Annotated in this window: 11 protein-coding genes; 5 read left to right on the forward strand and 6 right to left on the reverse strand. The window is 70.2% G+C overall.

Annotation, left to right across the window (positions count from 1 at the left end):
• Positions 1-367: 367 nt before the first annotated feature.
• Positions 368-1,696, reverse strand: coding sequence for an NYN domain-containing protein (locus tag UA75_RS34145; protein ID WP_232237874.1), 1,329 nt, complete (start codon positions 1,694-1,696; stop codon positions 368-370).
• A gap of 781 nt (positions 1,697-2,477) precedes the next feature.
• Here UA75_RS34145 and UA75_RS25600 point away from each other — a divergent pair.
• On the forward strand, positions 2,478-4,199 hold the full coding sequence (locus UA75_RS25600) for a DEDD exonuclease domain-containing protein (RefSeq protein ID WP_075744208.1): 1,722 nt from the start codon (positions 2,478-2,480) through the stop codon (positions 4,197-4,199).
• 127 nt (positions 4,200-4,326) lie between these two features.
• Positions 4,327-4,614, forward strand: coding sequence for an Lrp/AsnC family transcriptional regulator (locus UA75_RS25605; protein WP_075742432.1), 288 nt, complete (start codon positions 4,327-4,329; stop codon positions 4,612-4,614).
• Positions 4,615-4,804: 190 nt separating this feature from the next.
• Here UA75_RS25605 and UA75_RS25615 read toward each other — a convergent pair whose 3' ends face one another.
• Genes UA75_RS25615 through UA75_RS25630 form a run of 4 tightly spaced genes read right to left on the reverse strand, consistent with a single transcriptional unit; the run spans position 4,805 to position 9,085 of the window.
• Positions 4,805-6,493 carry a cytochrome b gene (locus UA75_RS25615; protein WP_083690907.1) on the reverse strand — a complete coding sequence of 563 codons (1,689 nt, stop codon included), beginning with the start codon at positions 6,491-6,493 and terminating at the stop codon, positions 4,805-4,807.
• The gene (locus tag UA75_RS25620; protein ID WP_075742434.1) at positions 6,490-7,617 is read right to left on the reverse strand and encodes a ubiquinol-cytochrome c reductase iron-sulfur subunit; all 1,128 of its coding nucleotides are present in this window, start codon (positions 7,615-7,617) and stop codon (positions 6,490-6,492) included. The genes UA75_RS25615 and UA75_RS25620 overlap by 4 nt, the downstream gene beginning before the upstream one ends.
• Positions 7,614-8,423 (reverse strand): c-type cytochrome, encoded by an 810-nt coding sequence (locus UA75_RS25625; RefSeq protein ID WP_075742435.1) that lies wholly within the window; start codon positions 8,421-8,423, stop codon positions 7,614-7,616. The genes UA75_RS25620 and UA75_RS25625 overlap by 4 nt, the downstream gene beginning before the upstream one ends.
• Positions 8,424-8,473: 50 nt before the next feature.
• Complete coding sequence (locus UA75_RS25630; RefSeq protein WP_075744209.1) at positions 8,474-9,085, reverse strand: heme-copper oxidase subunit III; 612 nt, start codon at positions 9,083-9,085, stop codon at positions 8,474-8,476.
• A 93-nt stretch (positions 9,086-9,178) separates the two neighbouring features.
• Between UA75_RS25630 and UA75_RS25635 the strand changes: the two genes are divergently transcribed.
• The 3 genes from UA75_RS25635 (at position 9,179) to trpD (ending at position 11,221) form a co-directional block, all read left to right on the forward strand.
• On the forward strand, positions 9,179-9,664 hold the full coding sequence (locus UA75_RS25635) for a hypothetical protein (RefSeq protein ID WP_404799950.1): 486 nt from the start codon (positions 9,179-9,181) through the stop codon (positions 9,662-9,664).
• 62 nt (positions 9,665-9,726) lie between these two features.
• Positions 9,727-10,137, forward strand: coding sequence for a hypothetical protein (locus UA75_RS25640; RefSeq protein WP_075744211.1), 411 nt, complete (start codon positions 9,727-9,729; stop codon positions 10,135-10,137).
• Positions 10,138-10,150: 13 nt separating this feature from the next.
• The gene (gene trpD / locus UA75_RS25645) at positions 10,151-11,221 is read left to right on the forward strand and encodes an anthranilate phosphoribosyltransferase (RefSeq protein WP_075742436.1); all 1,071 of its coding nucleotides are present in this window, start codon (positions 10,151-10,153) and stop codon (positions 11,219-11,221) included.
• Between the two features lie 878 nt (positions 11,222-12,099).
• Here the strand turns inward: trpD and UA75_RS25650 are convergent.
• Positions 12,100-12,498: a cytochrome c oxidase subunit 4 gene (locus UA75_RS25650; RefSeq protein ID WP_075742437.1), complete on the reverse strand. Its 399-nt coding sequence runs from the start codon at positions 12,496-12,498 to the stop codon at positions 12,100-12,102.
• Positions 12,499-12,508 lie beyond the last annotated feature (10 nt).

The following is a 12,508-nucleotide window of genomic DNA, read 5'->3' on the forward strand; positions in this document are numbered from 1 at the left end:
CGGTCGATGTTCGTCGATCTTCGACCGACATCCCCGCATGATCAGCTGTTGGACTCCGGTTCGGCTCCCCGACGTGCCGATTCGGCGGTGACCTGCGGAGTCGCCCTCTGTAGACAACTGCCCGCCGCGAGGTCTCGGATAGGTTACGAGTAGTGAGCTGCGTAGTCCACTGCCCAGAAGGAAAAGTTGTGAACGAGTGCACAAGGTCTCGAAAGGGTTAGTTGCGATCACGGTGTGTTCACCAATTCGCGATCACGCGACCTGCTGTTCCCGCTCCAGTGGGAACAAACAGTAAGCATCAGGCACACGGAAGGCAGCTGTGTGCGATCTATCACCCGAGGTCTCGCGCGAACACTGTAACGCCGGCTCAGATCCGCCCCAGCCGAGCCAGGAGTATCGCCGAGGGCACCGGATGCGCGCCTCTGCGGCGGACGGAGTCGGCCACCGCGCGGTCAGAGGTCGCCACCACGACCGGTCTGCCCTCCGGCTCCGCCGCCACCAGTGCGCGGATCACGTCGTCGGCCGACACGCCGGGATCACTGAACAGCACTCGGGTCCCCCGGCTCACCACCGTCGGCACCGACACGACGTCCGCGCCGTCGAACACCACCGTCACCTCGGCGCCGGTCCGAGCGGCGAGGGCGCCGAGCTGCTGGGCCAGCCGCTCCCGCTGCGCCGCCAAGGTCAGCTCGGGATACCCGGTCTTGGTCACGTTGTAGCCGTCTACCACCAGATGCACGGCGGGCAGGGCGAGCAGCCGGTCCAACGCGGCCGGGTCCTCCACCCGGCCGCCCTTCCCCAGCGAGGCGCTCGCTCCACTCACCAGGTCTGCGGGCCGGGGGCCGCCACCGCCCCCGATCGCCAGCTCGCGTCGCAGGCCGGTCACCGCACCGTCGAGGGTGTCCACCAGCAACGCGAGCCGGACCTCGTCCGCCTGTCTGGCCTCGCGAGCGGACTGCCTGGCCACCTCGGCGTCGGCCAGGGCACGCCGTGCCCTGGCCCGCTCGGCCTCGGCCCGATCACGTTCGCGGTCCCGCTGCTCGGTCAACTCCCGCACCGCCTCGTCAGCGGCCGCCCGCACCTGCTCCGCCTCGGTCAACGCGGCTGCGGCGGCGTCCTTGGCCTGTCTCAGTCGCACGCCCTGCTCGCGGAGTCTGCGACGCAGCCGGTCCAGCTCCTCCTCTGACTCGGTCCTGGCCAGCTCGACGGCCGCCCGCACCGCGCCGTTCTCCGCGCGCAGTCGATCCAGCTCGGCGGTCAGGCGCTCCGCCCTGGCCACCGCAGTGTCCCGTTCGGACCGAAGCTGTGCGTCCTCGGCGCGCCGCGCCACCACCCGCACCCGCTCGGCGGCCTGATCACCGCCCGCCAACAGCGCCCCGACGGCCCGGGTGACCGGGTCGTCGGACTCGGTGTCGATCAAGGCCGGGTGATGCTGTCCCGCCCACACGAAGACGGCAGAACGAAACGCCGTGGAGGCCCGCAGCTCGGCCAGCAGCGGCGCCCTGCCGAAGCGGGCCCGCTTGCCGGGGGTGAACTTCGCGACCGACCGCAGCGGACGCGGGATCTCCGCCATGGCGAGCCCGCCGAGTGCGGCGGCGGCCACCTCCGCGAGACGCACGCGAATCAGCTCGGGCAGTCCCTCCCAATCCACCGTCGACTCCCCCGCCGACGACTCCCCCGCCGACGGCTCCCCCACCGACGACTCCTCCGACGGCGACCGCTCCGACGGCGACCGCTCCGGTGCGCCCGCAGAGTCCGTGGCAGCCGCCGCGCCCGGTGTCTCCGCGATGTCCGGTCCGGACCGGACCTCCGCCGTCGCCGATGCCCAGGGCTCGACGCGCTCGCCGTCGTCGGGCACGTCCGTCGGTTCGTCTCCCCCCACCGGGCCGGGTTCCTGCGCCCGGTCCGACGCGACCGTCAGGCCGAACTCGTCGTACTCGACGGCCCTCGACGGTCCGGCGGAGCGGGCGGACTCCTCGGTCCCGGCCGTGAGCACGGGCCCGTCCGCTGAGGACGACTCTCGCCGTCCGCCGGGCTCGTCGGCGACGGCCTCGTCACGAGCCGGGCCGTCGCCGGTGGGCACGTCGCCGCCCGAGGCGTCGACCGACTCGGCGTGGTCTGCCGATCCCGGCGGTTCGGCAGGCTCCGCGCGGTCGGGGAGTTCGGCGCCGTCGTCGGCCGCCGAGTCGCCCTGTCGCGGGGACCCGACGCCGGAACCCGGCTCGTCCGAACCGGCCGGTGAACTCAACTTCGGCATCTCGTCAGGTTAGAGCCTGCCCGGCGTCCTCGTTTTCCTGCTACGGCTGCATCGGCGCGGCGACCTGCTGCGTTGCGCATCCAGGCGACGATCACGCCTGCGACCCCGTCCCAGCCCGCCCCGCGAGTGCGCCGAAGGAGTGATGACGGCGACCGCGCGAGCCGACGGCGACCGGCCACACGAGACATCGGTGTCCGGCCCCCCGGTTAGCCTGCCCGCGATGACCGACGTGGCAGGGCCCCCGGAGCTTCAGCTCACCTTCGACGAACTCGGCACGCCGCTGCGTGCCGTCACGTTCGTCGTAGTGGACCTGGAGACCACCGGCGGCAGCAGTCGGGGCGACGCCATCACCGAGATCGGCGCCGTGAAGGTCCGAGGCGGTCAGGTGATCGGCGAGTTCGCCACCCTGGTCAACCCGGGCCGGGGCATTCCGCCGATGATCATGTCGCTGACGGGCATCACCGACGCGATGGTGACCGAGGCACCCCGCATCGAGTCCGTCCTGCCCGCCTTCCTCGAGTTCGCCGCAGGCTGCGTGCTCGTCGCCCACAACGCCCCCTTCGACGTCGGATTCCTGCGCGCGGCAGCGGAAGAACTCGGCCATCCCTGGCCCAAGCCCACCGTGCTGTGTACGGTCCGGCTCGCCCGCCGGGTGCTGCGCAGGGACGAGGCGCCCAACGTCAAGCTCGCCAGTCTCGCCCGGCTGTTCCGTTCCCCGACCACGCCCAGCCACCGGGCGCTGACCGATGCCCGCGCCACCGTCGACGTCCTGCACGGACTGCTCGAACGAGTCGGACCCGTCGGCGTCCAGTCGCTCGAGGAGCTGCTCGGCTATCTGCCGGAGGTGAGCACCGCACAGCGCCGCAAGCGGCAGCTCGCGGCCGACCTGCCGCACGCCCCCGGTGTCTACCTGTTCCGGGGTCCCCGCGAGGAGGTGCTGTACGTGGGCACCGCCGTCGACCTGCGACGTCGAGTCCGGCAGTACTTCACCGCGGGCGAGACGCGGGCGCGTGTCCGCGAGATGGTGGGGATCGCCGAGCGCGTCGATGCCGTCGAGTGCGCCCACTCGCTGGAGGCGGAGGTACGGGAACTGCGGCTGCTCGCCGCGCACCGCCCGCGCTACAACCGCCGTTCCACCACCCCACATCGCGCGTGGTGGATCGTGTTGACCGACGAGGCCTTCCCCCGGCTGTCGGTCGTCCGGCGGGCCCGTGACGGCGCCATGGGCCCGTTTCGCACCCGGCGGGCGGCCGAGGACACGGTGGAGACGCTGCACGAGGGCAGCGCGGTGCGACGGTGCGCCGAGCGGATTCCGGCGCGCGACCAACGAGGCAGACCGTGCACTCTCGCCGAGATCGGCCGCTGCGCCGCGCCCTGCGCCGGACGACAGAGCATCGAGGACTACGCACCGGCCGTGATCGAGGTCGCGGAACTGTTCGCGGGTGCACGGGCCGCGGTGCTGGAACGGCTCGACGACCGGCTGGGCGAGCTGGCCGAACAGCAGCGCTTCGAGGACGCGGCACGACATCGGGACCGACTGGCCACCCTGGTGCGGGCCCTGGACCGAGGTCAGCGGCTCGCCGCCCTGGCCTCGGTCGGCGAACTCGTGGCGGCGCGGCCCGACGGCGCGGGCGGCTGGCATCTCGCCGTCATCCGGTACGGCAGGCTGGCCTCGGCGGGCACCGCTCGACGCGGGGTCGCACCGATGCCGGTGGTCGGGATGCTGCGCGCGAGCGCCGAGACCGTACTGCCGGAGCCTGGCCCGCTGCGGGGCGCGACGGCCGACGAGGTGATCGTGATCCGCCGCTGGCTCACGACCGGCGGCACTCGACTCGTGGACTCCGACGTGCCGTGGGCCGAGCCCGCGGGCGGTGCGGGCCGCTGGCAGCAGTGGGTGGCCAAGGCCGACGCAGGTCGGGCCGGTTACGCAGCGGCGGACTGACCAGCCGCCCCGGCCCGCGCGCCGACTGCCCACCGTGATCTCGTCCTGGGAGCCGCGCCCCGATCGCCTGCGGCGCCGCTCGACTACCATCGCCACAGTTTCCGCCGGACTTCGGGAGGTTCCTTTCGTGATCACCGCGTTCGTGCTCGTCAACGCCGTCGCCGACCGCATTCCTGAAGCCGCCCAGGAGATCGCCGACATCGACGGCGTGGACGAGGTGTACTCCTGCTCCGGCGAGGTCGATCTCGTCGTCCTCGTCCGGGTCGCCGAACACGCCGACCTCGCGGCACTGATCCCCGGCCGCATCGGCAAGGTCGACGGCGTGCTCAACACGGACACCCACATCGCGTTCCGCTCCTACTCCCGCCGCGACGCCGAGGAGTCCTTCTCGATCGGCTCGGACGACGCGGGCTGAGCCGCAGCGGGCGGAGCCTGTCGGCAGCCGCTCCACCGGGCGCCGCGACCGACGGCCGCCCGCAGCTGCGGGGACGTCGCTGGTCGACAGGCCGGACACGGGCCGCTCCGACCACCCGCACCGTGACACGAGACAGGGCCCGGAACCAGTCGGTCGGTTCCGGGCCCTGTCGTCGTAGTCAGGCGTCGCGTCAGCCGCGCGGCTGCTCCGGCGTGTCGCCGTCCTCGCCCTTCGGCTCGACACCGCGCGCGGCGGAGTCGTCCGATTCGGCCGGGCCGAGCAGATGCCTGTCTTCGCTCTCGGCCTTCGTCACCGCCGCCGTCTCCTCGGCCGGGTCGGGGGTGAGCAGGCTGCCGCGCACCGGGCTGCCCGCCGCCCCGAGCTCGTTCATCCGCTTGGGAACGGCAGCGCCCTGGTAGTCCAGCGGCACCGGGTGGCCGTGCTCGTCCACCTGGCCCAGCGGCTGGTGGACCTCGATGAACTCGCCGTGCGGCAGCCGCTTGATGATGCCGGTCTCGATGCCGTGCTCCAGCACCTCGCGGTCGGCCCGTTGCAACCCGATGCAGATCCGGTAGGTGATGTAGTACGCGATCGGCGGGAAGAACAGCACGCCGAGTCTGCCGACCCAGGTCATCGCGTTCAACGAGATGTCGAACTGCTCCGCGATGATGTCGTTGGCGCCGGTGAACATCAGGACCCCGAAGAAGGCCAGCGCCATCGCGCCGAGGCTGGTGCGCACCGGAACGTCGCGGGGCCGCTGCAACAGGTTGTGGTACGCGTCGTCCTTGGTGAAGGCCTTCTCGATCCACGGATAGGCACCGGCGAGCGTGAAGATCAGCCCCATGCCGAGCACGGCAGGGAAGAACGCGGCAGGCACCAGATAATTGCCCAGATACAACTCCCAGGACGGCCAGATCCTGGTCATGCCGTCCAGCCAGATCACGTACCAGTCCGGCTGCGAGCCCGCGCTGATCTGCGAGGCGTTGTACGGGCCGATGTTCCAGATCGCGTTGATCTGGAAGATGCCGCCCATGATCGCCAGCACACCGGCGACGACGGCGAAGAAGCCGCCCGCCTTGAGGGCGAACACCGGCATGATCCGCACGCCGACGACGTTGGTCTCCTTGCGACCGACGCCGGGGAACTGCGTGTGCTTCTGGTACCAGACCAGTCCGAGGTGGACCGCGATCAGACCGAGGATCAGGCCGGGCAGCAGCAGGATGTGCAGCGTGTAGAACCGAGGGATGATCTCGGTTCCCGGATACTCCCCGCCGAAGATCGCCCAGTTGGCCCAGGTGCCGATCACCGGGATCGACATCGTGATGCCGGAGACGATCCGCAGGCCCGTGCCCGAGAGCAGGTCGTCGGGCAGCGAGTAGCCGGTCAGGCCCTCGAAGAAGCCCATGATGAAGAGCAGGATGCCGATGACCCAGTTGACCTCACGCGGCTTGCGGAACGCACCGGTGAAGAACACCCGCAGCATGTGGACCACGATCGCGGCCATGAACAGCAGCGCGGCCCAGTGGTGCACCTGACGGGCGAACAGGCCGCCTCGGACCTCGAAGGAGATGTCCAGTGTCGAGGCATAGGCGCGGGACATCTCGATGCCCCGCATGTTCTCCAGGCTGCCCTGGTACTCGACGTGCGCCATCGACGGGTCGAAGAACAACGCGAGGTACGTGCCGGTGAGCAGCAGCACGATGAAGCTGTACAACGCGATCTCGCCGAGCATGAAGGACCAGTGCGTCGGGAAGACCTTGTTGAGCTGCTTGCGGATGCCCCTGGACATGTGAAAACGATCGTCGGCCCAGGTCGCCGCCCCTGCCGCCGCACGCACCCCGATGCTCTTGGGCTTCGTCGGCGTGGTGATCGAGCTCATGACTTACGCTCCCAGAAGCCAGGGCCCACGGCCTCGATGAAGTCGCTGCGCGCCACCAGGAAGCCGTCCTCGTCGATGTCGATCGGCAGCTGCGGCAGCGAGCGGGTCGCCGGACCGAAGACGGGCTTGGCGTAGGTGTTCACCACGTCGAACTGCGACTGGTGGCACGGACAGAGCAGGCGACCCGTCTGCTGCTCGAACAGCGAGGTCGGGCAGCCGAGGTGGGTGCAGATCTTCGAGTAGGCGTAGTAGTCGCCGTAGTTGAAGTCTTCCTGCCCCTTGCGCTTGACCGGCTCCGATCCGGGACGAAGCCGGATGAGCATCACGGGGTTGTCGGAACGACGCAGCGCGTAGTACAGCGCGTCGTGGTCGCCGCGCTCGGACTCTCGGAACGGGAAGACCGTCTCGAAGCCGCCCGCCTGGATGTCCTCGGGACGAACCAGCGAGACCTCGCCGGGGTCGCCGGTGTCGCGACGAAGGTAGACCTTCTCGTTGTCGCTCGTGTGCATCCAGCCGGTGTGCCACAGCGAATCCGGCGTCTCACCCTCGGCCCATGGGTTCTTGACCAGACCGCCCAGGGCGAAGACGCCGACGCCGAGGCCGAAGACACCCGCGCCGAAACCTGCCGACCGCTTGATCATGGACCGGCGGGCGATGCCGCTGCGCTGGCCCGCGTCCGCGAGCAGTGCGGCGGTCGTCTTCTTGTCGATCTCCTCGGAGCCGCCGTTGTGCCGCTGCTGAACGGCCTCTTCCTCCGGCACGAACTTCTTCGCGTAGGAGATCACTCCGACGCCGATCGCGAGCACCGACAGACCGAGGGTGGCCCCGATCAGCGGCGTGTACAGCGAGTAGACGAAGTGCCCCTCGGCGAACGGGCTCTGATACTCGTTCGGCCAGAACAGGTAGAGCCCGAGGAAGGCGAGGCCGGACAGGCCTGCGAGCAGGAACCAGCCCGCCACCTGGCGTTCGGCGCGCTTCTCGGCGCGCGTCCCCTTGACCGGGAACCGGTCCTGATACTTGACGAGCTCGACGTCGTCGAGCTCGGTGCCGAGGCGAACGAGTTCTTCCCGACTCAGCTCCGCGAGCTCGGCGTCGCTGGGGACGCCCTTGCTCGGCTCGCTCATTGCTTGGCTCCGATCCAGAGGGAGACGCCGACCAGCGCCGCAATCCCGACCACGAAGACGACGACACCCTCGACGGCGGGACCGAACCCGCCGAGTGACAGGCCGCCCGGGTTGTTGTTGCCGTCGGTGACGGACTTGACGAAGGCGATGATGTCCTCCTTCTCCGTCGGCGTCAGCTGCCGATCGGAGAAGACCGGCATGTTCTGCGGGCCGGTGAGCATCGCGGTGTAGATCTCGTCCTCGCTGACCCCGTCGAGGTTCGGCGCGAACTTGCCGGAGGACAGTGCCCCGCCCCGACCGGTGAAGTTGTGGCAGGAGGCACAGTTGAGCCGGAACAGCTCGCCACCGCGCGCGACGTTGTCACCTCGCAGCTCGGCGCCGCGCGCCTCCGGAGTCTCGGGACCGCCGCCGTTGGCCTGGATGTAGGCCCCCAACGCCTCGATCTCGCCGGAGTCGTACACGGAGGGCTTGCGCAGTGCCTGGGCATCCTGGCGCATCATCGGCATCCGGCCCGTGGAGACCTGGAAGTGCACGGCCGCCTCGCCGACGCCGATCAGGCTGGGGCCGCGGTCCTGCACACCCTCCAGGTTGGAGCCATGGCAGGTGATGCAGGCGTTGTTGTAGAGCTCCTCGCCCTGCCGTGCCAGTTCGGCCTGCTCGGTGGCCTGCGCGACGTGCGGCTTCGGCATGAAGGCGGTGTAGAGCGCGCCGGCTGCCGCCAGTGCCACACCCAGCGCCAGCACGCCCGAGATCCGCCGTCGCAGCTTGGAGCGGAAGGTGCTCCGCGGCTTGTCTGTGGTGGTCATGTGTGCTGCACAACCCTTGCTGTCGAGTTCCGGCTTCTAGTCGATCGGCGTCAGGGGACCAGGTAGATGACGGCGAACAGCCCGATCCACACGATGTCGACGAAGTGCCAGTAGTAGGACACGACGATCGCCGAGGTCGCCTGGGCAGGCGTGAACTTACTCATCTTGGTGCGCATGAGCAGGAACACGAACGCGATGAGACCACCGATGACGTGCAAGCCGTGGAACCCGGTCGTCATGTAGAAGACGGTGCCGAAGGGCGAGGACGAGATCGTGGTGTCGTGCGCGGTCATCAGCGTGTAGTACTCACCTGCCTGGCCGGCGACGAAGATCGTGCCGAGCACCAGGGTGAGGAGATACCACCGGCGCAGGCCGAAGACGTCGCCCCGCTCCGCAGCGAACACACCGAGCTGGCAGGTCCACGAGGACGCCACGAGGATGATCGTGAAGGGCAGCGCATATCCGAGGTTCAACTCGGACGGCTCCGGCGGCCACGGGCCGTCGTGCTGCGCCCTCACCGTGAAGTACATCGCGAAGAGGCCGGCGAAGAACATGAGTTCGCTCGACAACCACACGATCGTGCCGACGCTGACCATGTTCGGTCGGTTCAGCGAATGCACCCGCTGGGCGATGGGAGGCGATGCCGTTGTCACGCGACGCATTATTACTTGCGAGAACTCCGGATGTCGTGCCGGGTCCTCCTCGGGCGCGGCGATCACCGTGAACGAGCAGGCGAGCACCGAGGAAGAGATGAGGTGAGGGTGCTGTTCGACGGCGTGCTCCGGTGGTGGGAACGGCTCCGATCGCGGCGGCGGGCCAGGCGGATTCCGCCGCTCGACGTGGACGATCCCCGGCTGGTCGTGGTGGTCGAGGCCTTCGATCCCGCCGAGGCCGACTCGGCCGCCCTGGCCAGGTCCGAGCGCTGGGACGCCGAGCGGCAGGCGGTGCTGCGCCATCATCTGCGGCTGCCTGCCGCCTCGCGGGCTCAGGCGGCCGATCTCCTGGCCGAGGAGGGCTGGCTGCTCCGCGAGCAGGCCGGTCACCCGGTGGGCGAGGACGCCTCGGCATCGACGGCCGAGGCTCCCGCGAGCCAGGCGGCGCCGGGCGACCTCGTCGCGCTGGAGGCCGTGCGGGTCCAACTGCTCGATGCGCTGCACTGCGCACAGGCACGATCTCGGATGGCGGGGCTCGCCGCGCGGCTCGGCGGCGACGCCCTCGGGTGGGACGCCCTGCAGGTGTGACCCGGCCAGCGGCTAGCATCAGGGCCAGTGAACGACCGATGTCGCCGGAGGGTTCTGCGCAGATGAGCACGAGCATCACGACCATCCTGGTGTTCAGCCACCGCGCTGAGGTCCGCGAGGCGATCATGACGGCCGTCGGACGCCGTCCCGCCGTCGACGTCGGCCGGGTGCGCTACCTGGAGGCCGACGGGATCGCCGCCGTCCTGTCCATCGTCGACGAGGGACAGGCCGACCTGTTGATCCTCGACGGCGAAGCGCAGCCGACCGGTGGCATGGGCATCTCACGCCAGCTCAAGAACGAGATCGACGACTGCCCTCCCGTCGTCGTCGTCGTCCGCCGCAAGGACGACCGATGGCTGGCGACCTGGTCGCAGGCCGACGCGGTGCTCGTGCACCCGCTCGACCCGCTGGCCGCAGCGGAGACCGTGGCCGAGGTGCTGCGGTCCACCAGGCTCCCCGTCACGAACGGCTGAAACGGATCTCGGCATGCATGAGGGCGCAGGACCGACCCCGCACACCTGGCCTGCGCTGCTCACGCGGCTGGTCACCGGGCACGATCTGAGCACCGAGAACACCGCCTGGGCCATGAATCAGGTGATGACCGGCCAGGCGACTGCCGCCCAGATCGCGGGATTCGCGGTGGCGCTGCGAGCCAAGGGCGAGACGCCGAGCGAGATCCGGGGCATGGCCGAGGCCATGCTGGCTCATGCCCGGCTGATCGATCTGGACGTGCGGGCGATGGACGTCGTCGGCACCGGCGGCGACCGGTCCAACAGCGTCAACATCTCCACGATGACCGCCCTGGTCGTCGCGGCGGCGGGTGTGCCGGTGGTCAAGCACGGCAACCGGGCGTCGTCGTCCAGCTGTGGCACCGCCGACGTGCTCGAGGCCCTGGGCGTCGTCATCGACCTGCCGCCCTCGGGCGTGCGGTCCTCGGTGATCGAGCTGGGGATCGGCTTCTGCTTCGCTCCCGTCTTCCACCCGGCCTACGCGCGCGCGGCGGGCCCGAGGCGGGAGATCGGCATCCGCACCGCCTTCAACCTGCTCGGCCCGCTGACCAATCCCGGCAGGCCGAAGGGCGGTCTCATCGGCTGCGCCGACGCGCGGATGGCGCCGGTGATGGCACAGGTCTTCGCCGATCGCGGCCAGTCGGTGCTGGTGGTGCGGGGAGACGACGGCCTCGACGAGCTGACCACCACGACGACCTCGACGGCCTGGGTGGTGCATGACGGCCTGGTCCGGCAGGTGACGGTGGACCCGACGGTGCTGGGCATCTCCCTGGCGAGCGCCGAGGATCTCCGAGGCGGCGACGCCGAGCACAATGCCGCCGTCGTCCGCGATCTGGTGGCGGGCAGACCCGGCCCGGTCCGCGACGCGGTGCTGCTCAACGCGGCCGGTGCGCTGGCCGCCCATGCAGGCTTCGAAGGGGACCTCGATCAGGTGCTTCGCGCCGGGCTGACCGAAGCCGCCAAGGCCGTCGACTCCGGCGCGGCAGGCGACCTGTTGAACCGCTGGGCCGCGCGATCCGTCGAGATCCGCGACGAACTCGCCCGCTGAGGCCGCCTCGAACCGCGCTGACGGAGTCGTTCTCGACCTGCATCGGCGTGGCAGGCTGACCGACGACTCCCCGCCGAGCCGATCTCGGCCTCGCCGGTCTTCGGTGTGAACCGACCTCGTGTCGAGCGGGCACACCGACGGAGGACGACTCGGCGAGACCGGCATCGGCAGGACTGACCACGGTTGCCTGCGACGGTCTCGGGCGGCGCGGCGGCCGTCGTCACGCAGCCGTCGTCGCGCAGGTGTCGCCGCCGCCGTTGCGATGACCCACGAGCAGGCCGATGCCTGCCGGCTCGATCGGCGGGACTCCGGTGCCGTCGCTGAGGGGGCCGTCCCGAGGCGGGCGGTCCGGATTCGGCGAATCACGGGGCCTGTTCGCTCCCGAGATCGTCGAGGGACTTGCGGCCTCGACTCGAAGACTCGGCCCGATCCGCCCCTGACCGCCAGACCGGTCTGTGCCGCCGCCTGCCCCTGATCGGGACGGATCTCAGAGCCTGTCTTGATCCCCCTGGAGTCGTGAGCGGGGATCAGCGTGGATGAGCTGCCAGGCGGAGGACGGAGGCATGACGGAGCCATGTCGACTGCCGACAACGCCGCAGCTCGCCGCTGCCTGCCCCGCGCAACAGGAAAGTGGGGATCAAAGACAGGCTCTCAGACCGGCGCCGCGCCATCGCTCGTCTCCGGGCCGCTCAGGCACCGTCCCGGCCCGCACAGCTCGACCGGCTGCCCGGACACGTCGCCCGTCGACGCGAGAAGCCGCCCCGGCAGGACCGGGACGGGCTTCTCCCGTGACATCGGGCGGCGGCGCCGGGACCGTCTCCCCAAGAGGATCACCGACCGCGCCTGCCACGCCGCGTTAGGAGTGCTTCGCTCTCGGGTCAGTGGCTCTGCGGCGCGCGGTGGTACTCGAAGAGCAGGCCGCCGATGGTGATGAGCACGATAATCGTGGCGGCGATCAGCATCCAGATGTGGAAGAACGCCAACGCCAGCCCGGTGAGCGCGCAGCCCGCCGCGAGGCCGAACGGCCAGTAGCTGCCGGGGCTGAAGAAGCCGAGCTCGCCTGCGCCGTCGCTGACCTCCGCCTCCGGGTCGTCCTCCGGACGCATCTCCATCCGCCGAGAGACGAACCGAAAGTAGGTGCCCACCAGCAGGGCGAGCCCGCCGGTGAGGACCAGGGCGACGGTGCCGACCGGCTCCCCCGACCAGAATCCGTAGACGACCGCGACGACGAAGGCGAACACCGCCGTGCCCTCGAAGATCCCCGCCTCGACCTTCATCGAGTCCTCA

Origin of the sequence: Actinoalloteichus sp. GBA129-24 (assembly GCF_001941645.1) — a bacterium.
Classification (GTDB): Bacteria; Actinomycetota; Actinomycetes; order Mycobacteriales; family Pseudonocardiaceae; genus Actinoalloteichus_A; species Actinoalloteichus_A fjordicus.

Bases quoted from the DNA above. Each gene is read 5' to 3' on its own strand.
- trpD (WP_075742436.1), top strand. From the start codon at position 10,151: ATGCATGAGGGCGCAGGACCGACCCCGCACACCTGGCCTGCGCTGCTC.
- UA75_RS25620 (WP_075742434.1), bottom strand. From the start codon at position 7,617: ATGAGCGAGCCGAGCAAGGGCGTCCCCAGCGACGCCGAGCTCGCGGAG.
- UA75_RS25600 (WP_075744208.1), top strand. From the start codon at position 2,478: ATGACCGACGTGGCAGGGCCCCCGGAGCTTCAGCTCACCTTCGACGAA.
- UA75_RS25630 (WP_075744209.1), bottom strand. From the start codon at position 9,085: ATGCGTCGCGTGACAACGGCATCGCCTCCCATCGCCCAGCGGGTGCAT.
- UA75_RS25640 (WP_075744211.1), top strand. From the start codon at position 9,727: ATGAGCACGAGCATCACGACCATCCTGGTGTTCAGCCACCGCGCTGAG.
- UA75_RS25650 (WP_075742437.1), bottom strand. From the start codon at position 12,498: ATGAAGGTCGAGGCGGGGATCTTCGAGGGCACGGCGGTGTTCGCCTTC.
- UA75_RS25625 (WP_075742435.1), bottom strand. From the start codon at position 8,423: ATGACCACCACAGACAAGCCGCGGAGCACCTTCCGCTCCAAGCTGCGA.
- UA75_RS25615 (WP_083690907.1), bottom strand. From the start codon at position 6,493: ATGAGCTCGATCACCACGCCGACGAAGCCCAAGAGCATCGGGGTGCGT.